Below are 20,595 nucleotides of genomic sequence, written 5' to 3' on the forward strand. Positions count from 1 at the left end.
ACCCAACGGGGTCGGCTCTATCGCGTCCTCTCCTCATGGTCACGTGTGGCTGATGACGGGGATCCCGAGGTTGGTTATCGTGCTTGTTCCCATTTCGCGTGCGCGCATCCGGTCGAGGGCCGCGATCTTCGCCGCGGCAGCGTTGAGGCTGACTTGCAGACCCTCGACCTCGCTGGTCCAGCCGTTCGCGCGGGCTTCGGCGATGCGGTCACGTAGGTTGGCCGCTATCTCGGCGAGCCGATCGCGAGCACGCAGGTCAACGCGGAGGCTCGGGCATCTGAGGCAGGCGTGTTCATGCTGGCAGGGACTTCCGTATGGGCGTCCGCAGGTGCCCAGCTCCAGCTTTCGGTGTTCGAAGTGTTGTTGGAAGTCGTTCCATTCCTGGTCGGTGGGTTCTCGGTATTCCGCTTCGGGTCGCTGTGCGCGGCGTGTTGAGAGGAAGGCCCGGTAGGATCAGACGAGTTCCTCGTTGAAGACTGCGACGTAGGTCTGGGTGGTGTTCAGATCCTGGTGGCCCATCAGCTTTGCTGCGATGTGGATCGGCAGGCCGTTGGTGACGGAGTCGGTGGCCCAGAGCCTGCGGAAGTCGTGGGGTGTGTAGCGCAGCGGCTGGCCGCCGGCGTCGGTGAGACCAGTGTGGGCCAGTGCCTTATCGAGCAGGTTGCGAATCGTGGCTGCGCTGGGGACTTTCCAGATCCCGCCATGGCGGTGCTGAAACAGGTGCGGCAGCGGCGGCAGGGATTCGCGTTCGTATGGGTCGTATCGAGCAGTCAGGGGAACAGCGCCGCCGTTCTCGCTGCGGAGGCGCGTGATGATCGTGGCGAGAACGCTGGCGAGTTCGGGAGCGACCAGCAGCAACCGCTCCTCATCACATTTCGACGGCACGATCTGAAGCATCGGGACGACTTCACCGGTCTTCGGCAGCTTGTAGGAGACCAGGCCGAGGTGGGTGAGCTCGAGAAGTTCCTCGACCCGGATGCCGGTGTGCCGCAAGGTCTCGATGACCGCCCATGCCCAGAACGCCTCGTGCTCGATCCTGCCGACATCGATGACTTCACCGGTGACGAGGTCTTCGACCTGGTCGGGCGGAGTATCGCCGCGGCGGCCGGGCTGGGTGTAGCTCTTGGGGATCCGGTGGCGGTAACCGCGTCCGGCGTGCTCGAATGTCTCTCCGATCGGAGTGGCCCTGACCGCCGCGAGCAGGGCTGCCTGCTCGGCTCGGTGCCGTTCAGCGGAGTCGACCAGAACGGGCAGGTGTGGCAATCGCTCACGGATGCGCTGATGCGTAGCCGCAATGATGTTCTTCTGCGCTTTCGTCGCCTGACCAGCCAATTCGCTTTTGCGGATCGGGCTTGGGTAACTCCATTGCGCCCATGACGGGTCCTGGATCGCCCACTCCTGCAGATCCCGATAGAAGGCGCGAACGGTCATCAACGTGCCGACGTAATCGATGTCGGAACGACGACGGCCCGGCTGGACACAGGTGCGCAGCCGTTGCTTCCATGCCGCGGCGACCTCATCGGGCAGGTGCAGGGTTTCGACCTCGGGATGGTGCTTCTCGATGTCGGCCCAGAACAGGTTGGCAAGCCGGGGAACGAGATTGGTGAAGGTCTGGTAGTCCAGGGCTGGTCGCCGTTCGTCGAGATATCGGATCAGCACCCGCCGCACTTCGGTGTTCTTGATGCCGTAGTAGTCGACCAACTCGTGAGTCGGTCGCTGACCATGGCGCAGCGGGTCAGTCAGGCCGATGTGTCCCTCGAGGTCCGCGACCCCGCGCAGCAGCATCCATCCCAGCACGATTCCCCGGCCGCTGTCGGTGTGGCGCAGGTGCCAGGATCGGTAGGTGAGCAGATCCACCGCGGTGAGCTGGTCCAGATCCCGGCCCGTGTGCAGAACCAGCTTGGTGACGGCTGCGACGGCGGTATCGCGCCGCCGGGTGCCCTCGATCTCGGTGGCGCGCGACTCGACGACCGCGAACAGGTCGGGCCGCAGCACCGCTCGGACGTTGCTGTAGAGGGTGTGGCTGGCTCGCGAATATCGAGCCAGGAACCGATAGCTGGGAAAGACGGGGTGTGGGGTCCAGATTCGAGAAAAGTCACGTTAAGCGGTTTCGCTATGACTGAGCAGGGCGGCCGGGGCGTGCTCTACCGCAGATAATTCGCGGAGTCACCTGCCCAGCAGAGTGCCGTTCAACCAGTGCAGCAGCGTTGCTACCGCAGATAATGGGCTCTTACCTGCGGTTACTCGTTACCGTGACTTTTCTCGAATCTGGACCCCACGTGCCGACACCGGCGAGTGCAGAAATGTTCCTGCGTGCATGCTCTGGTGGAATTCTAGATGTGCCTCGAGCGACCGTCACACGACATCGCCCACCCGAGTCGAGCGCCCCGGCAGCGTTGGCGGTCGTGCCGTGCGCATGGCAGCATTGGTCCGCTCGCCGGGCGGGCGATGCGAATGTGTGCGCCGTCTCGGACGTCCGCCACGGCAACCGGAAAACTGCTGCTCCGAGTACAGAGGAAACCCATGAACGAACACCGAATCGTCCTCGCAGGCCGGGAAATTGCCTTCCGGGCATCAGAGGGAACCGGGCACCCCGTGATCCTCGTCCATGGGAACTCGTCCTCGAGCCGCGTCTGGCGCCCGCTGCTGACCAGCAGCTTCGGGGAACGCTTCCGTTGCCTGGCCTTAGCTTGATTTTTAACCTCTAACTGGCAGCCGTGGTGGTCTTACCGACCGCCTGGTGTGGTGCGCGTCGGATGTTTTTTGCGCCGGGCGGGCGTCCGGGACCCGGCCGTGAGGGTTTCGGCGCGCGGGCCGGAAGAGCGGTTGTCGGGCGGAGGTGGCGAAATCCCCTGCGGACGCGGGCTGGGGTGAGGCGGCTGGGGCTGGTTGGTTTTCTCTCCCAGGGGTGGCGGAGGTCTTCGGTGAGTCCTCGGGCGAGGCGGAGTTGGGTGTGTGCGGCGATGATGAGCCAGGTCCAGCGGTCGGCGGCGGCGGAGTCGCGGATACGCGGCTTGGTCCACCCGAGGGTCTGTTTCAGGAACCGGAAGGTGTGCTCGATGTCGAAGCGCCGCAGGAAGGTTCGCCAGATTCGGTCGATAATGGCGGGGTCGGCGATGTCGGGTTGCGAACACCATAGCCACAGTGGTTTCGGGTTGCGGTCGCCGGGTAGCCGGTCCACCCGAAGCCCGATGACGACGCCCTCGATGATCGGCAGTTCCCCGTCGTGGTAGGCCCAGGATCCTCGGCGGGCGAGTTTGGGGTGCAGACGGTTCCATGCCGTCGCACGCACGGCGCCGTAGCGGTCGGTGTCGGTGGTGGTGACGACAGCGGGCTCGGGATGGGTCCCGGTGTCGGACAACGCGAAGTCGGGGCCGTGCTTGGCGGGACGGCCCCTCTTGCCCGCACGGGGTTCGGCGGGGAAGGCCAGGACGCGGTCGGAGCGTATTCGCCCGATCAGGACCACGGGCAGATCCGCGAGCTCGTATGCCAGGCATGTGATGTCGTAGCCCGCATCGAACACGATCTTGATGTGCGGGTCGCCGGGAACATGGAGGTCGGCGGCTTGCAGGCGTTGCACGACTTCCCGGATCTGGGCGGCGGTGACCTCGGTCGCGTCGTCGTCGGGGTGCAGCCGTATCGCGTCGAGGATCGTGGTCCAAGAGGTCCGGCCGGGCTCCAGCGCGGCGACGTAGGAGAACAGCCAGCCCGGGATCATCTGCGCTTGCCCCCTGCCACGGCCATAGACATGGCAGAACGATCGATCGGGGCTGGTCGCCGCGTCGGGACGCAGCCACGGACTGGCATCGACGGCCAGCATGATCGCACCTTCGTCGTCTCGCCCGACCGTGGTCGTGGCGGTGATCGCGCGCCGGAGCCGGGCGATGTCGATACTTCCGGCGTTCAGACCGTCGTAGAGGGCGCCGTGGCCGCGTCGATATTCCCCGGTCAGACACAGTCCGACCAGCGTGGTGACCGGTCCGTCGTCGCACAGCACCGCGTCGGTGAGTTCGAACAGCGCGTCGGCGCGCGCGGTCAGGCTTTCATAGAACGAATTGCGGAACGCGGCAAGCGATTCCGGTCCCGACGGGCGCGCCGACTCGACCGGACGAAATACTTCGGGCACACTGACAGGCACGGCCACCACAACTTCTCATCAGGCTCTTTAGCGGGAACCCGACGATGATGATGCGGTGGCCGCTCCATGTCACGGCGACACGCCGAAATTCGTCCCTAAATCAACACGGCAGCAACACGTTTCGATGATCGAACCGCTCCAACACCGACCCGGACGGTCGGCGGGCAGTGACCCGGAGGTTAAAAATCAAGCTTAGATCTGCCGGGTCATGGCGACTCGACTGCCGCCGAGGATCCCGAGCTCTACTCCGCACCCGAGTACGTCGCTGTGCTCGCGGACTTCGCCAAGGCGATAGCCGCCGAGGACGCGGTGGTGGTCGGCTGGAGCCTGGGCGGGCACATCGTTCTCGAGGCGGCGCCTGCACTGCCCGAGGCGGCCGGTTTCGTCCTGTTCGGCACACCACCGGTCGCCGGCCCGGCGGATCTGGCGCAGGGCTTCCTACCGAATCCGGCCATGGCCGTGGGGTTCAAGGCCGAAGTCGACGCCGAAGAGGCGCGGACCTACGCCGGAAGCTTCCTGGCCCCGGGATCGAAGCTGTCGACCGACGAGTTCGTCGAGGACATCCTCCGCACCGACGGCGCGGCGCGCGCCCACCTGTTCACCAGCATCCAGGCGGGCCGGCTGGCCGACGAGGTAGAGATCCTCGCCCAGCTGCAGCGGCCGCTCGCCGTGCTGCACGGCGAGCACGATCAGCTGATCAACCTCGGATACCTGCGGAGCCTGATCATACCGACGCTGTGGCGCGGAGCCGTCCAGGTGCTTCCCGGCGTCGGGCATGCTCCCCACGTCGAAGCCCCGGAGAACTTCGCAGATCTCCTCGCCCAGTTCCTCGCCGACGTGGGCTGAGTCCCCGCTTCGGCACGGTCGAGCGCGATGTCCTCGGCGTGGCCTGACACAATGCGCGGAGCGAGTGAGCGCTACCTGACGTCCGGATCCGAGGGCAGCGCGACGACTACGAGCGCGGCGCGGTACTCCCAGGTCCACCGGTTGCCGGGCCACCACACCCGGCCCCGCCCCCTCCGCGGTGACCAGGGTGGCCTGCTCCAGGACCGCCAGGTGCTTGCTGACGGACTGCCAGGCCATGTCCAGGCCGGTTGCACAGTTCCCGCAGCGTCTGGCCGCCGCGGGCGTTGAGACTGTCCAGGAGCGGCGAGGGCCCTGTGGTGGCGCTCATCGTCGAGAGCAGGGGCGTACTGGGCGGCTACCAGCTGGTGGTCCGGCCCGACTACGGACACCGTCCGGAGCGGGTCGAGCTGGCGTCTGACCGCCAGTAAGGTTCACATCTCACCAGCGGCGGTCAGTTCTCATGCAGCGCAGGATGGTTCGATCTGTTGGTATCGCCTGGCATCTCGGTGTCGGTGGTGTCGTCCAGGCGCAGAAGGTGGGAACTGCCCCGCGCGGCGCGTGAGATGGCCATCGGATTCGTAGACCACGCCGTTTGTTGAGCTTCGTCGTAAAGCGATCCGTCGTACAGCCCCTGGTGATCATGGTTTACTCGATTGCGGGAGATCAGCTCTGCTGTCGTTCGACCGAGCGCTTGGAGGTGGGGAAGTGCCAGCGTCAGATTGGGTCTTGTCGGTGAGTTCCGGTGGTTTCGTTCATATCAGGCAGTACGACGGCACCCAGGATCAGAGCTTCGACATCGTCGCGCAGGCAGACGGATCCAAGGGCATCCGCCACAAGTACTACGGTGTCGCGCTGAGCGCTACCGTCGCCGGTGGGGTGAGTGTCAGGCCGTATAGCGGCCAGGCGGATCAGAGTTTTTCCTTCAATACCGCGCGCGACGGCCGGTTCATCCGCCTCTTCTACGACACGACACACGGAGTGATGAAAGGCGGGATGCAATTCACGCCGCCTCCTGTGCATCGCACGGTCGAGATCGTGCCGACACAGAGCATCATGGCTGAGGCCTGGGTCTTCGTCGATCAGGCTGATGGATCGACGGGCCTACGCCTGTGGGAGTCCTAGCGGCAAAAGCTAGACGGTTGGTGGACTTGGTGGAACCCGCCAAGTCCACCAACGGAATTCAGTCGTTTCTCACCGACGGTTACGGCAGGGCGACCAACCAGCGGGCGACACCGCCGTGATTCGAGCAGGTGCCTGTGCGGTGTCGGCTGAAGCTGTAGGTACCGTCCTTGCACTGGGCTGTTGCCCCGTCGGGGGCGGCGGGAGCCTGCTCCGGGCGCGGGACGCAGTCGTGGTCAACGTTTTCATATTCGCCTGCGCCGCAGGCGATCAGGGCCGGGGCAGCGGTGGCTTGCGGGGCCAGGGCCGAAGCCAGACCCACGCCGGCGGCGAACAACCAGGTCGCAAGTGCGACTCGACGGGCCGGCGGTCTGCGCATTCCGGTAACGCCGCTGTGGCGGCCCGCGTAGCTGTTCATTTGTGAGACTCCCTGCAACAGTTCAACTCTCGGCCGGAGGAAGCTCCAGCACAGAAGCCGAAGCGAGCGTAGAACCCATCCCCGGTTGTCCACATTCCACTTCGATTAGGGGGCCGTGGGTAATAAACGGACCGGTATCGGAGCTACTCACCGCCGGGCGGCGCAACCTGGGGTTCCGGTAGTAATCGCGCGAAAAACAACGAAGTTGGCTGGACCAGCAGCGATGGCGACTTGTTGATGCTCCAGGCTCAGTCCAATGGGTCGCGAGAAGCCAGCATCCGATGCGAGTCCGCAACAGGTGTGTCCGCAGACCTTCGTTCGCGAGACACTGTCAGCCCCAACGTGTTTCCGCAGTTCGAGCCTGTAACGCATGCCGTGTACGCGGCAAAGTCGACCCTTCGGGGGTTAGCGATACACCGTCGCTGACCGGCGACAACGCCTATATCCGTTGTTTTTTCGGCGATTACTACCGGGATCCCATCGAGAGTTGTTGGTGCAGAGGCCGGTTGGACCACAGCACTTCGGTGCGTTCGTGGCTGCCGTTGCCCTGGGTAGTGAACGCGGTGAGTTCGTAGCGGTACCAGTCCGGGTACAGCTGGCGGTCGTAGAGCTCGCAGGCGTACCCGGAAACCACGACGGTCGATGCGCAGGCCCGGGCTTGTTCGGCCAGAGCGGTGTGCGCGGCCGCCGTAGTCGCCTCGAGACGGTAGTTCCGGACGCGGGTATTGCCGGGGTAAGGCGGATCGAGATAGATCAGCGTCCGATGCGACCGCGGTCCCTGCTCGTAGTCGCGCAGCACATCGAGGGCTGGCCTGCATTCCAGGGACACGTTGCGCAGGCGGTGCGCGGCCGGGCCGATGCGGTCGCTGTAACCGGTCAGCCGAGCAGACCCGCGGCGGCGGTGCGGGCATGGCGCCAACCGGTGGGACGCAGTGAGCCGCTGCGTCCTTGGGTGAGCTTGACCCAGACGCGGCGGGCTCGTTCGAGGTCATCGATATCGGCGTCGAGGGTGGCGTCGTGGGGGGTCCGGGAACATCCGCGAGAAAAGTGGCGCTAAGAGCTCCGATGGCTCCAAGAACGCCGCAGAAGACCAGCGCTCACACTCGGTAGTGTCGTGCGACGATCTCCCGAAGGTTGGCCAGCGCGGCTTGATGCTCTGTATCGTCCGCGTACCAGCCGAACCAGGCCCGGTCCCTGATGACGTGTTCGGGAGTGAAGTCCTGGCCGAACTGGTACACCTGAAGGCAGGTGTCGAACCCGCACTCATTGAAGAGGACCAAGCCCTCGTTGTGGCAATGGTCGACCACTCCGTCGGCGATGCGCCACCGATGGCCGTCGTACCAGAAGACGCCGCTCGCGACATGGATCGTGTCTTTCGTCTCCGGGTTCGTGAGATTAAAGGATTCGCCGTTCTCCGGACGGTTGCGCACCAGCCGGACGAGGTCCTCGGGCACGCCGTTGTAGAACCGTTCTTGCAGTTCGTAATTACCCTCGTCGTAGAAGAGGTTGAGGGCCTCCTCGTGATGGAACGTCAGCAACATCACGCGGTGGTCCGGACTGAAGTACCAGACCGTCGACTGGCCGCTTCCGTCCTCCCATCCGCACCGCTCGGCGCCGTCGACCGTCGTCGGCTCGCTCTCGAATAATTCGCCGATGACCGCGGCGCGACGCCGCAGCTGCCCGAGAGAAGTCGCCTCCAGCGTTGCCCAGGTCTCTCCGCTCATGCCGCGCAAGGGTATTGCATCGTGTCGGGGGTTGAGGAACAGATCCGCGAAAAGTCACGTTAAGCGGTTTGGCTATCAATCCGAGCGATGCGGCGGGAGTTATCGCAGATAAGTTCCGTAGTCGCCAGTGCGTAGCGCGACCTGGCGGCACGTGAAGCGCCATGTGGTCCGCGCGAATGTTCTCGCCCGAGGGTGCCGGGACTCCGTAGCGCCGGATCTCGGGCGACTGTCCCTCAACCCCCTAGGAGTTGCATCTGTCGCCCCTCTGTGGCCGCCTAATGGATGTCCTTGGCTAGCAGCCGTTCTCGGCGGTCAGCTCTCGATGGCCACCCGGCCACCACTGCGGAACTCGGGGACGTACTTGTAGAGGGTGCCGCGCGAGACCCCAAGCAATCGCGCCACCGAGGACACCGTTTCCTCCGGCCGGGTGAGGATGGCGAGGGCTTGGCGGATCTGCTCGACGGTCATGGCTGGTGGCCGGCCGAGGCGTTGCCCGCGTGCGCGGGCGGCGGCCAGGCCCTCGTTCGTGCCGTCGACGATCAGCTCGCGGATGAACTCCGCCAGCGCGGCGAAGACGTGGAACACCAGACGTCCGCCGGGTGTGGTGGTGTCGAGGGCTTCGTGCAGTGATCGGAATCCGATGCCGCGCTTGCGAAGTCCGGCCACGATCGAGATCAGGTCCTGCAGACTGCGGCCGAGCCGATCCAGCGACGGCACCACCAGAGTGTCGCCTGGGCGCAGGTAATCCAGGCACGCCCACAACTCCTCGCGTTCGGCGTTCTTGCCGGATTTCTTGTCGGAGAAGATCCGCTGGCATCCGGCCGCGGTGAGCGCGGCGACCTGACGGTCGAGCAGCTGCCCCTTGGTCGACACCCGTCCATATCCGACGAGAGCGCCCCCGCCGCCGATCGGATCGAGCGCATCACCATCGAGGGCAAGCGGTTCGGTGACGTCGAGAGTGCGGGTTTGGCCGGGCATGTCCCGGACTGTACGAGAAAGGTCTGACAGGACTTGTTGAACACCAACCGTTTTCGACACGTTTGTTGAACACAGGTCCAGCGCGGTCGTCCTGGCGAATCTGTCGATGTTCGAAGTTGTCTGCACTGATGTTCGGAGTGCTCTGCACTGCGCATTCAGGGGCCTGCCGAACAGCGACAGTGGGCGGCAGAACCGAGTGGGCGAGGTGATTCGAGAACGCGGGCACGCCATCAGAAGGGTTAAACGCGGGTTAAACTAGTCAATTCGGGCAGTTGCGGTGCGTGCAGCCCGGCGGGCCATCGAGTCGGCAGCGCCGGACGTTTTTCTCGGCTTGGTTTGTGGTCGTTCGTGATGTCGGTCGATGTGGATACGCTGCGGGTATGGCCCTGTCGATGGAGTGCAGCGACGTCCGGTGGGCGCTGGCCGCCGCGCTCGATGTCGATCTCGACGTCGCCGACGACTACCCGATTGCGGACTATCTGTCCGAACCCGATGACGATGATCCGACGTATGACTGGCGGCCGTCGGTGATGGCGTTCGATATGAGCGGCGTCCCGGGACAAAACCGATGTCGCCTGGATCGCGTGGCCCGGCTGATTCCACACCGTCCACAACACCGCGGCGAGGTCTGCGCGCGGCCGGCAGATGTTCGATCCGCACGGGTGTGGAAGGCTCTGCCAGTCCCGGCCCGTGGCTGCGACCCGGGCCCTGCACGTGCGCGTTCTGACGTTGTACCAGCAGAGGCAGACCCCAGCCGAGATCGCGACGACCGTCGCCTGCTCGGTCGATGAGATAGAGCGGATCATCATGTTCCACCGGTGAAAACCGGCTGGTTCGGTGTGGCCGGGATCTGGTGCAGGCAGTCCAGAGTGAGATGTCAGTAGAATTCGTCACCGGATGTCAGTTCCGACTTGCCTGTTCGGGGATGCAAGGCGAAGTTCAGAGATGCGTTACAAAGAGGGCAGACTGCAGTAGCTGCAGGAAGCCAGGGATGCCCGCGACCAGTCCCTGGGATTGCGGGCATCCTGCCGTAAATGTGCTTGGCGGCGATCAGCGGCAGTGCGAAGGCTCCGAATACCAGACGTTCCACCCCGGATCAGAGGCGCCTCCCCAGATGATGCAGACACCCGGAGCGGTCACCTTCACCGGGCCAGCGTAGTTAGTGTATTCGCCCTCGTCATTGATGTTGCTGTAAATTCCGTCTACGTCTTTCGCGATGGAAGCCAACATCATGGTTTTGGTTCCGGGGTTGTTCTTCGTCGTGACTACGCAGTCGGTGGTGCCGTTGTAGAGCAGGTGGATACGTGCGCCGGGGATGTCGTGGTGATCGATTTCGTGGTAGTTGCTGCCGCATGCCTCGGCCGGGGTCGCTACCGCATTCGCCGGGCCGGCCACAGCTATTGAGCCAGCGACGACCGCCGACGCGGCGAAGGCCAGCCTGACTGCCTGGGTGAGTGTGCGCATCTACTCCACATTCGTTCTGTGCCCGCTGGTGCGGACAAAAGCTAGAAAATATGAGATAGATATCGTACGAGTCACATTCAACCGATCGCGTCGATCGCCTCCCCAGTGGTGGTTGGTTGTGGCACCCCGACAGGGGCGAGGCGCATCCATGAGCCCGTCCCGGCGCAGGCGGGCGTGTGATGTTGGGGCACATCCGAACACCCGCTCATGATCATCATGTAGTCGCGTTGTGCAGTCGATCCCGGTAGATCCGGTATGCCTTGCGGTCGGCGGCCGACGCGCTCTCACCGACTGTTTCGGCAGCAGCCAGTAGCGTCCGGTGGACGTGCGGCGGCGCGGTGACGTGCAGGCTGTAGCCCTGTCCGCGTCGTATCTCCCGGCTCTGTTGCAGAGCGCGGCGCTCGGTTTCGCCGAGGTCGGCGGTATGGTCAGGTGGCGGGCGATCTTGCCCGGGATCTCGATCCGGATCGGGCCCGGTTCGTCCATGCGGGCGGGTGCGGGTTGTTCGGGGCGGCCGGGCAGAAGGTCGGCGAGGGCGGTGCGGATCGCAACTCGGCTCACCTGGTGCCGGCGGGCCAGAGCAGCGATTGTCGCCCCTTCGCGGAATTCCTGGCGTACCTGGTCCAACGCCCCGTTCGTGGCGACCTGTGGGCGGCGTCCGGATCGGGCGCCTTGTGCCCAGGCGGCGGCCAGGCCCTCGCGGGTGAGTTCGTTTTGCAGGTCGCGCTGGAATTGGCCGACCGAGATCAGCACGTTGACCAGCATGGTGGTGGTCGCGTCGGCCGCGGCAAGATCGGTGATGCCCGATAGCGCCCCGGACAGGACCCGCAGCTTCACCCCGTGCAGCCGGCACCAGTCGCGCACGGTGAGGATGTCGGCGAGGTCGCGGCACAGCCGGTACAGCTCGGACACGGTGAGCTGGTCACCGGGGCGCGCATATCCGGCCAGCCGACGGAACCCGTCGCGTTCGAGTGCGGGGATCTTCGATGAGGTGGCCGGGTCGGCGAACAATTGCACACCGTCTGCGCCGTCGACGAGACCGGCCTCGCCGATCAGGTGGGTCTGGCGTGCGGTGCTTTGCTCGTCGGTGGACACCCGTGTGTAGACGAGTTCGGCCATCGCAGCGCCCTTTCACCTCGACCCGATTAGCTTCCATTCACCGTTCTATCTGTCGTCAAACCCTGTCGTCAATCGGGAACGGACCGCATTGGATCGATTGCGCCGTTTCCGCATGATCCGGACGGCGCGGAAGCCGCACTGACTACATGTCTTCAAAGGGTCATTTGACGACATCAACGGATCCGTTTCGGCGGTCGGGTGCGCGCTCGCGAGCCTGGACCGACAGGCCATGTCGGTCGCCGATCCACTGGGGGAGGTCGTCCAGGCGCATGCCCATCTTGCGGATCACCGCGAAGACGTCGTCGTCGCACATCGGGCACAGCCGTGTGGCGTACTCGGTCGTCGTGGGCAGGAAGTCGGTGGAGATGCCGAGGATGACGAGAAAGTCGCGTTCGCGCTCGAAGTGCTCCAGTGTCCGGACCGACAGGGTCGCCAGCGCGAGCAACTGCTGCGCGGTCGCCGGATCTACGCGGGCGCGGTCGATCGCCGCGGTCACCTCGGTGATCGCGGTCCTCCAGGCGGTCACCAGCGGTGTCGGTCTGTCGCCCTCGTACACCGGGGTGTGCGGCGGGGTCACCAGCGCCGAGGCGAACTCGCCGTCGGCGGTGATCCGCCGCGCCGCGACGAGGTCGAGCGCGACCGCCGCCGCGTGGCGCATCGCTTCCTGCGTCGGCGGGTCCATCAGTTCGTAGGGTTTCCAGGCGCTCAGCCCGCCGCGCGGCCCGCGGCCGGTGCTCTGCCAGATCAGTTCGAGGCGCGCCTTCGTACGCTGGCGGCGACCGAGCAGGCTGACCTCGTCCAGCAAGCTCCGCAACAACCGCAGCCACACGGCCACGTGGATCGGGCGGCCGGGCAGGCGAACCTGGCCGGTGGCCAGGCCCTCGTAGGTGAGACGGTCCAGCCTTGCCAGCGGTTCGGGAACCGGGATCGGTTGTAGGCGTTCGTGTTCGGGAAGAAGAAGCTTCCACCTATCGCGGTTGTCGATGAGGCGGCATCCGTGCTCGGCACACCCGGTCACCAGCGGCAGTTTCCACGCCAGCGCCTGGGGCCGCGCGGGGTCGGTGGCGCAGACTGGGCAGTGCCGCTGCCGGTATGCGGGACCCGGCATCCAGGGCCCGCGCCAGCGCCGCTCGGTCACATGGTTGCGGCCGGCCTCGCCGGGGCGCAGCAGCACCGAGTTCTGCCGCACGTAGGTGTCGAACACTTCCTGCGCTTCGAAATCGCGCACGCCGGCTTTGTCGAGCAACCACGGCGTCCACCCGCCCAACGTCATTGTCTTCAGGTGTCCGGGATCGACTCCGGTCCGCTCGACCAGCGCTTTCGCCAACGGTTCGGGGACCTCCCACCGGTCGTCCTCGATGAGGTGCGGGGATAGTTCGGGCACGAGGGCGGCGAGCAGTCGTTTGACCGGCATTCGGTAGATCCCGGCCAGTCGCCCCAGCCAGGATGACAGCGACTCCAGGGGGTCCGGTTGCGGATGCAGCGGCCATCGCGTGGATGGCGCGGTCACGCCAGTTCGCGTTCGAACATCCGACGGCGTTCGGTCGGCCCTGCATAGGACGCCATCACCAGCGTGCTCTGGTTGATCGCCTCCTGGCCGGACTCGATGGCCGCGATCGCGGCATCGGTCAGCAGCGCGGTCAGCTCGCCGATGGTGCCCTCGCTGCGAGTCAGCAGATAGGTGGCCATTTCCGCGGTCCCGATCGCCGAGGGCCGGCGCAGCGGGAACGCGGCGGCGAAGCTGGCCAGCAACGCACACCCCTGAGCGTCGGGCTGCCACCGAGGAAGCAGGAACGGGGCGAACCGGTTCTCCAGTTGCGGGTCCGACCGGATCGCCAGATAGGCGTCGTTGGTGCCGACCCCGACCAGCGGAATCCGCAGCTCGTTGCCGAGGAACCGCAACAGGTTCAGAAACTCCCGCCGGACCGCGCTGTTGCGGCCGCCGAGGATGTTGTGCAGCTCATCGATCACCAGCACACGGACACCGGTAGCCCGCAGCAGGCTCAGCACCAGCTGCTCGAGGTCGGCCAACCGTGGCGCGCGGGCCCGCATCGGCGCGCCCAGGGCGGCCAGTAGCGCGGTGTAGAACCGGGTCACCGACGGCTCGGAGGGCATCTGCACCGTCAGCACCGGGATCTGTTCACGATCCGAATGTGACACCGGCGGATGAGTCCGGCAAAACTTCTCGATGATCATCGACTTGCCGTTGTTCGTCAGGCCGACGATCAGCAGATTCGGCATCCGCTGCTTACTGGGCGTGTCCAGCAGCGTTTCTAACCTGGTCAGGGCTTCGGTGGCGCGGGTGTAGCCGATCCACCGGTCCCCACGCACATACCGCAACCGCTCCTCGCCCGGCAGCATAGCGATCGGCTGCGCCGACGGGTGCAGATGCGACAGGTCCGGTTCACCGTTCACCATTGCTCGATCACCTCGAACGGCTTCACGGGTCCGGGCGCTGTGTCGGCGGGTGGTTGCGGCGCAACCAGAGACGGTCCCTGGCGCGGCGGGGTGTTGTTGCGGCGGCGCTGCCCGTCGCGGCGGGCCTTGCGGCTGGCCGAGGTCGCGGCGTCGGTGATGTGCCGCATCTGCTCGACCATCGCGAACAGCGCGTTCTCGTCGATCTCGCCGCGGCCCTGCTCCCGCAGCCGCGCCACCGCCGCGGTCTGCTCCCACACACTGATCGCAGGCCGTGACCACGTCCGATACGGCACCTCCAGATATTCGCCGGTGTCGGGATGCAGGGCCCAGATGCGGGAGATGTCGCGCGGATCGCGGCGTAAGACGAACTTGCCCAGTGGTTCCCGGCGCGCGATCAGCGGTTTCAGCGCGTCGCAATAGTATTGGACGTGGTCGAGCCGAAATCCGCTGCGGGTCAGAGATCTCCGGATCACCGGTAGGAAATCGACCAAGAACGCGGTCGCGTTGGTCACGGTCTTCGGGGTTCCCTGCTCAGCTGCCTTGTCCGTCCACACCCCGCCCGGGGGCCGACCGCCCAGCCCGTCGTGCGGTTCACCGTGATAGCAGGCCACCGCCAGGGCCATCCACCGCTGCAGTTCGGTCAGGGTGAGCACGGCTTTCGCGTCACTGTCGTAGCCGCCGCGCTCCCCTGGGTTGGAGAACGTGGTGCCCGGCAGCTCATGGGTCAGCCGCATCATGGTGCCGACCAGGCGTTCGATGATGCCGCCGTAGTGCGGTGCGCCCGGCGGCCGGTAGTCGATGTCGATGCCGTGCTGCTCACAGCCGCGGCGCAGGGCTTCGCTCTTGAACTCGCTGGCGTTGTCGACATACAACTTGGCCGGTTTGCCGCTCATCGGCCACACCGCATCCAGCCCCAGGCGTTCGAGCCAGGCCCGTTTGTCGATCGCCATATGCGCCAGGCACAGCCCGACCGACGCCGCTGACGGCGCTTCGAGGGTGATCACCAGCCCAGGAACGCATTTCGACGCCTCGTCGATCGCCGCGGTCACATACGGCCGGCCGATCGGCAACCGGTGCAGCTCATCGACCACGATCACATCCGCCGGAGTGTGATCGATCTGCACACGCTCCAACAGACCCTCCACCGGCGGCGTGGAACCACCCGCCGCGCGGCGTGAGCGGGCCGCGTCGGAGCCCTCCCGCACGGTGATCGCCTTCACCTGGTCCAACCGGCCGATCCGCCGCACCACCGCCGACCGCGACGGCGGCCGCAGGCCCTTGGCCCGGCATTCATGGGTGATCTCGCGGCAGATAACCGCCACCGAACGACGCTGCCGCGTCAGATACCTCGCCCGCAGCACCTTCCGCACTATCGCTTCCACCTCATCGCCCAGCCGCTCACCACCACGACCACCACTCGACCTACCGGGCAGCAGATCCGAGGCTAGACCGTCCCCCGCCCGCCACCGCTTCACCAGCGCATACACCTGCCGGCGTTTCAACCCCAGCTCCGCACCGGCTTCACCGGCAGCCGCTGCGCTCACCCGATCGTGGCGCGCGAGACGACCGATCACCTCCGCCCGGCGCACTGCAGACTGCCAACGCGACTCATCCGCGGTGACCACACCGCGATCCACAGCCGTGGCCGTATTCTCGGACATACCGCAGCTCTCTCGTGCACACGAGTTCGAACGAAAAGCACGGTAGTGCAGACGAGTTCGCGACACGCCGATGTCCGAAGTCCACTGCAAACAGAACCGAACCCCAGGACAACAGTGCAGAGGAGTTCGAACATTGACAATTCGACTCGGCCGGGCTGGTGTTCAAGAAACGATCGTTATCTAGAGCCTTCGGAGCTGTGTTGTTGATGTCGAGCACGAGGGTTTCGGCTTCCCGGGTTCGCGTGGTGGACGTGGTTACCTACAGCCCGTCCATCTCGCGAATTGTCTTGGAGGAGCGATGCATGTGGTGCGGGTGTTGTCCCCGGTCTCGCGACGTGAGTCGTGGACGGTCCTCGGCGACGACGGGCCGGTGGGACCGGTGGAGCGGTATCTGGCGTATCTGACCGACATCGAGCGGTCGCCGAACACGATCAAGGCGTATGCCCACGATCTAAAGGACTGGTTCGTCTTCCTCAGCCAGAAGGAGATCGACTGGCGGGCGGTCCGGCTGGAGGATGTCGCGGAGTTCGTGTCGTGGCTGCGGCGGCCGCCGAACACTCGGGACGGGTCGGTGGCCGTACTGCCATCGGTGGAGTATCACTGCACGGAATCGACCGTGAACAGGAAGCTGTCGGCGGTCAGCGCCTTTTACCAGCACGCCACCCGTAATGGCGTGGACTTGGGCGAACTGCTGGTGACGTGGCAGCCGGCCGGTCATCGTCGGGGAACGGGCTGGAAGCCGTTCCTGCATCATGTCACCAAGCGAGAGCCGCAGGCTTGGCGCGCGATCGCTTTGAAAGCGCCTCGGAAACTTCCGCGGGTGCTGACCGTCGCCGAGATGCAGGCCATTCTGAACGGTTGCGACCGGCTACGCGACAGGTTCCTGTTCGCCCTGCTGCACGAGACCGGCATGCGGATCGGCGAAGCGTTGGGCCTGCGACATGAGGACATCGCTGCCGCTGAGCGGGAAATCAGCATCGTGCCGCGGGACAACGACAACGGTGCTCGCACGAAATCCCAACGGCCACGGGCGATCCCCGTCAGCGGCGAGCTGGTTCGCCTCTATGCCGACTATCTGCATGGAGAGTACGGGGACCTGGATTCGGACTATGTCTTCGTCAACCTCTGGGCCGGTCCATACGGGCGTCCCTGGTCGTATCCGGCGGTCTACGACCTGGTCTGCCGCCTACGGCAACGGACCGGAATCGACTTCGATCCGCACTGGTGCCGGCACACCGCAGCCACCCGGATGCTGCGGGACGGTGTGCCGATCGAGGTCGTGTCGAAGCTGCTCGGCCACGCCAGTCTGACCGTCACCTCGACCGTCTACGGTCACCTCACCGTCGAAGACGCCCGGAAAATCCTTGAGAAAGCCGGATGGTTCAGCGGGAACGAGGTGACGTTGTGAACTCGAGTGCCTCGATCAGCGACATCAGTGAGGCCAGTGGAAACCGGCGGCCTCAAATCCGTGCGGCCAGCCGCGACGACGACCCCTGGGCCGAGGAATACAGTCGCGACACCTGGAATCTCCGTCGGGTCGGTGCGCGCCGCGAACACGGGCATCTGGCGTATCTGCGGTTCGGCGGCATCCCTCAAGGCTGGCTGAAGGAGTTGGCCAAGCGGTGGTCAAGGTGGCGGATCTCGGTCGGAAGGACCAGCGAGACCGTCGGCTTGGGCGTTCGCGCGATCACCAGGTTCGCTGAATTCCTTGCTGCACAGCCGATTCCGGTCCGCCACCTTGGAGAAATCGATCGATTACTGCTGGAGCGGTATCTGGCTCATCTGCACTCCGAATGTGGTGGGCGGGTGATGCACCGTCACATGATCGGGCAGCTCAATCAGTTCTTGATCGCGATCCGCCAGCATGGCTGGGACACTGCGCTGCCGGTCAGCGCCATGTTCTTCCCGGAGGACATCCCCAAGGATGGTGAGTGGCTGCCGCGGGCGTTGAGCGACCACGTCATGGCGCAACTGGAGAGCCCTCAGAATCTCGACAAGTGGCGCATTCCCGCATATCGGCTGGTGACACTCATCCTCATGCGATCCGGGCTACGCGTTACCGACGCGCTCGGTCTCGGCGTCGACTGCATCGTTCGTGACGGCGAAGGCGCGCCTTATCTGAGGTACTTCAACCACAAGATGCGCCGGGAAGCGTTGGTGCCCATCGACGAGGAACTGGAACAAGCCATCAAACAGCACCTGCACGATCTGGAAGGTCAATGGCCGCAAGGGGTTCCGCGCCTGTTCTCGCAAGAGAGGAACAATCCAGACGGTCAAAGGCCCATTTACGGTGACGTCTATCGCCGCGCTCTGCGCAGGTGGTTGGCGCGGTGCGATATCCGAGACGAGAACGGGCAGCGGGTCCGGGTCACGCCGCACCAGTGGCGGCATACTCTCGGGACCCGGCTGATCAACCGCGACGTTCCGCAGGAAGTGGTCCGCCGGATTCTCGATCACGATTCACACCTGATGACCGCGCGATATGCCCGGCTGTCTGATACGACTATCCGTCGCCACTGGGAAGCCGCCCACAAAGTCGGCGCCGCTGGCGATACCGTCGTCCTCGATCCGGATGGACCACTCGCCGAGGTGTCCTGGGCCAAACAGCGTGTCAGCCGGGCGACCCAGGCCCTGCCGAACGGATACTGCGGGCTTCCGCTGGTGAGAACCTGTCCGCATGCCAACGCGTGTTTGACCTGCCCGATGTTCGTGACTACCGCCGAGTTCCTCCCACAGCATCGACAGCACCGCCAGCAGGTCATCGAACTGATCTCCGCCGCCGATGCCCGCGGCCAGCAGCGCCTTGCGGAGATGAATGAGCAGATTCTCGGCAACCTGAACAACATCATCACCGCCCTCGAAAACGGCCCTAATTCCACCGAGCAAGGAGCGGCGGATGCGAGCTGACAACAGCCGGCACCTCGTTGCCGCAGCACATCACCGGCACGAACTAACCCGCAGCAAGGCCATACGAGCAATCCGCGAACTGGATGCCGCTGGCGCACCCGTGACCTTCCAGACCGTTGCCGCCGCCGCAGAGGTCTCGCGATCCTGGCTCTACTCCCAGCTCGACATCCGAGCCGAGATCCAGAGGCTACGCGATCTCAAACGCCGCGCCCCGGAAACGTCGCTACCAGCACGTCATCGCACCAGCGACCCATCGCTGGTCCGCCGACTGGAACTCGCGAATACCAGAAACCGGGAACTGGCCGAGGAAAACCAGCGGCTGCGACGCCAACTCGCAGAAGCACTCGGCCATCTTCGGCACGCGGGCATTCGCCCCGCACCTGAAATCGAATCTCCCAGCCCTCCACCGCGTTCCAGGTCCATAACGATCGGCCCGTGCTGATCAACCATCCCATCAGGATCGTCTGTTTGTCGGCGACGTTGTCGCCGACAAACAGACGCAGGTCAGCACCACCGGGGCAATCAGCGGCTCTAGATAACGCTCGTTTCTCGACAGGATGGCTACTCGGCTTCCGGGTCTGACTTTGAGGTCCACAAGCCCATTGCAGGAGGCTGGACCGGATCAAATCCCTAGATGCCCCCGATGACCAGGACATACCTATCGGCCGAGACTTGCACAGGAAATGGTGGCGGGAACAACTCGCTGACCGGCGGGCGATACGCCAATCGAAGGGAAAGCGCACTCATGGGGTTGTGGTCGGCGACCGACACCGGGATCGGCTCCCCGCCGCGCCGCCTTGGAATTGCCGACGTCGTCCGCGAGTACGGCGAGGACACAGTCCGCGCCCGGATCACCGAGTTGCGGGAGGCCGGGCTACATTTCGCTGCTACCGCCATCGAGTCCGAGCTGAACATCGGCTCCACTTGTCCTGCCGCATAAGTGATGATGCCGCTGCCGAACCACGACCCGACGCCAGGAGGTGTCCGATGATCACCACCCAGGCGTGGGAACAGCGCCTGCACGCAGATTTCGCCCGCGTCCAGCAGATCGCCACCCAGCTCGCCGCAGCCGCCTCTGAGCACGACCTCACCCCCGGTGAGCTGCACGCGACGCTGGACCACATCGACACCATCCGCGCCGAGTGGGAACACGCCCCCGCCGCCGCGCGGCAGGCGTGGGCGCAACTGGAAGCCACCACACCAGTGGCCGCAGGATGTGCGCGACAAACCTCGCCATCAACACCAGCCGCGAACCCTACGATGAGCAGACGCCGCATCGGGGTGATCCTCGACGAGCTCCTTCATCCCAGCAACGCCTACCACCAGCCGGCGACCGAGGTCGAAGCGACCCGGCGAATCCCAGCGGGGGCTGGGGGCTGTGATTCCGCGATGGCACCTGACCCGCCGAAGCGCATCCTGCATGTGCATATCGAGTCCGGCGCGTTGAAGCTGGATTACCAGGCATCGGCCGAACAAGCCCACAACGTGGCCGACGAGTTGGCAAGCGGCCTTTCGGAGCTGGGGTTGGTGGTCACCGTCGACGACGACGTGCGTCCGGATCAGCCGTTGCTGCCGTGCGGCGATCTGTGGGACTAGCGATAGCAGATTCCTTGTACCCCAACCGGTTTGTGGCGCGGACAACAGGGCTGGCCGACACCGACCTTTGTGACATCGATCGGCCGAAATTGGCCGCGCCCCAGACGATCTCACCGCCCGCTATATCCTGGAAATCCCACAATTCGTCGGCGCGGAACCGACCCACGCGCCGCCCTTGACACGGTTTTCGACCTGCTGGAGCACGGG

18 protein-coding genes are annotated in these 20,595 nt (G+C 65.2%); 7 read left to right on the top strand and 11 right to left on the bottom strand.

The window, feature by feature from the left end; genetic code table 11:
• Positions 1 to 453 precede the first annotated feature (453 nt).
• On the bottom strand, positions 454 to 1,995 hold the full coding sequence (locus ACV7NQ_RS23340; protein ID WP_463361600.1) for a tyrosine-type recombinase/integrase: 1,542 nt from the start codon (positions 1,993 to 1,995) through the stop codon (positions 454 to 456).
• Positions 1,996 to 2,704: 709 nt separating this feature from the next.
• On the bottom strand, positions 2,705 to 4,144 hold the full coding sequence (locus ACV7NQ_RS23345; protein ID WP_463358523.1) for an NF041680 family putative transposase: 1,440 nt from the start codon (positions 4,142 to 4,144) through the stop codon (positions 2,705 to 2,707).
• A 192-nt stretch (positions 4,145 to 4,336) separates the two neighbouring features.
• Between ACV7NQ_RS23345 and ACV7NQ_RS23350 the strand changes: the two genes are divergently transcribed.
• Positions 4,337 to 4,984 carry an alpha/beta fold hydrolase gene (locus ACV7NQ_RS23350; RefSeq protein ID WP_463365786.1) on the top strand — a complete coding sequence of 216 codons (648 nt, stop codon included), beginning with the start codon at positions 4,337 to 4,339 and terminating at the stop codon, positions 4,982 to 4,984.
• A 726-nt stretch (positions 4,985 to 5,710) separates the two neighbouring features.
• Positions 5,711 to 6,106: an RICIN domain-containing protein gene (locus ACV7NQ_RS23355; protein WP_463361601.1), complete on the top strand. Its 396-nt coding sequence runs from the start codon at positions 5,711 to 5,713 to the stop codon at positions 6,104 to 6,106.
• Positions 6,107 to 6,185: 79 nt separating this feature from the next.
• On the opposite strand, the gene ACV7NQ_RS23360 is transcribed toward ACV7NQ_RS23355, so the two are convergent.
• The 9 genes from ACV7NQ_RS23360 to ACV7NQ_RS23400 all read right to left on the bottom strand — a co-directional run bounded on the left by ACV7NQ_RS23360 (position 6,186) and on the right by ACV7NQ_RS23400 (position 15,885).
• Positions 6,186 to 6,521, bottom strand: coding sequence for a DUF3761 domain-containing protein (locus tag ACV7NQ_RS23360; RefSeq protein WP_463361602.1), 336 nt, complete (start codon positions 6,519 to 6,521; stop codon positions 6,186 to 6,188).
• A gap of 466 nt (positions 6,522 to 6,987) precedes the next feature.
• Positions 6,988 to 7,440 carry a DNA adenine methylase gene (locus ACV7NQ_RS23365; protein WP_463361603.1) on the bottom strand — a complete coding sequence of 151 codons (453 nt, stop codon included), beginning with the start codon at positions 7,438 to 7,440 and terminating at the stop codon, positions 6,988 to 6,990.
• A gap of 178 nt (positions 7,441 to 7,618) precedes the next feature.
• Positions 7,619 to 8,245 carry a hypothetical protein gene (locus ACV7NQ_RS23370; protein WP_463361604.1) on the bottom strand — a complete coding sequence of 209 codons (627 nt, stop codon included), beginning with the start codon at positions 8,243 to 8,245 and terminating at the stop codon, positions 7,619 to 7,621.
• A 312-nt stretch (positions 8,246 to 8,557) separates the two neighbouring features.
• On the bottom strand, positions 8,558 to 9,223 hold the full coding sequence (locus tag ACV7NQ_RS23375) for a recombinase family protein (RefSeq protein WP_463361605.1): 666 nt from the start codon (positions 9,221 to 9,223) through the stop codon (positions 8,558 to 8,560).
• Between the two features lie 1,050 nt (positions 9,224 to 10,273).
• Positions 10,274 to 10,687, bottom strand: a complete 414-nt coding sequence (locus ACV7NQ_RS23380) for a hypothetical protein (protein WP_463357687.1) — start codon at positions 10,685 to 10,687, stop codon at positions 10,274 to 10,276.
• Positions 10,688 to 11,806 carry a recombinase family protein gene (locus ACV7NQ_RS23385; protein WP_463361606.1) on the bottom strand — a complete coding sequence of 373 codons (1,119 nt, stop codon included), beginning with the start codon at positions 11,804 to 11,806 and terminating at the stop codon, positions 10,688 to 10,690. It abuts the gene before it with no gap.
• Positions 11,807 to 11,966: 160 nt separating this feature from the next.
• Positions 11,967 to 13,316 carry a TniQ family protein gene (locus ACV7NQ_RS23390; protein WP_463357685.1) on the bottom strand — a complete coding sequence of 450 codons (1,350 nt, stop codon included), beginning with the start codon at positions 13,314 to 13,316 and terminating at the stop codon, positions 11,967 to 11,969.
• Entirely contained in the window at positions 13,313 to 14,224 is a 912-nt protein-coding gene (locus ACV7NQ_RS23395; protein ID WP_463357684.1) for a TniB family NTP-binding protein, read from the bottom strand. Before ACV7NQ_RS23395 ends, ACV7NQ_RS23390 begins: the two co-directional genes overlap by 4 nt.
• A complete protein-coding gene (locus ACV7NQ_RS23400) occupies positions 14,218 to 15,885 on the bottom strand; it encodes a transposase (protein ID WP_463357683.1) in 1,668 nt (555 codons plus the stop codon). Before ACV7NQ_RS23400 ends, ACV7NQ_RS23395 begins: the two co-directional genes overlap by 7 nt.
• A 298-nt stretch (positions 15,886 to 16,183) precedes the next feature.
• On the opposite strand from ACV7NQ_RS23400, the gene ACV7NQ_RS23405 reads away from it, so the two are divergent.
• From ACV7NQ_RS23405 to ACV7NQ_RS23425, 5 genes are all read left to right on the top strand, one after another.
• A complete protein-coding gene (locus tag ACV7NQ_RS23405) occupies positions 16,184 to 17,293 on the top strand; it encodes a site-specific integrase (RefSeq protein WP_463360932.1) in 1,110 nt (369 codons plus the stop codon).
• Positions 17,290 to 18,792, top strand: a complete 1,503-nt coding sequence (locus ACV7NQ_RS23410; RefSeq protein WP_463360931.1) for a tyrosine-type recombinase/integrase — start codon at positions 17,290 to 17,292, stop codon at positions 18,790 to 18,792. Before ACV7NQ_RS23405 ends, ACV7NQ_RS23410 begins: the two co-directional genes overlap by 4 nt.
• Positions 18,782 to 19,234 carry a DUF6262 family protein gene (locus ACV7NQ_RS23415; protein ID WP_463360930.1) on the top strand — a complete coding sequence of 151 codons (453 nt, stop codon included), beginning with the start codon at positions 18,782 to 18,784 and terminating at the stop codon, positions 19,232 to 19,234. Before ACV7NQ_RS23410 ends, ACV7NQ_RS23415 begins: the two co-directional genes overlap by 11 nt.
• 201 nt (positions 19,235 to 19,435) lie before the next feature.
• Complete coding sequence (locus tag ACV7NQ_RS23420; RefSeq protein ID WP_463361607.1) at positions 19,436 to 19,732, top strand: hypothetical protein; 297 nt, start codon at positions 19,436 to 19,438, stop codon at positions 19,730 to 19,732.
• A 47-nt stretch (positions 19,733 to 19,779) separates the two neighbouring features.
• A complete protein-coding gene (locus ACV7NQ_RS23425; RefSeq protein ID WP_463361608.1) occupies positions 19,780 to 20,388 on the top strand; it encodes a hypothetical protein in 609 nt (202 codons plus the stop codon).
• Positions 20,389 to 20,595 lie beyond the last annotated feature (207 nt).

This window comes from Nocardia sp. Tas62D01, from assembly GCF_055232035.1.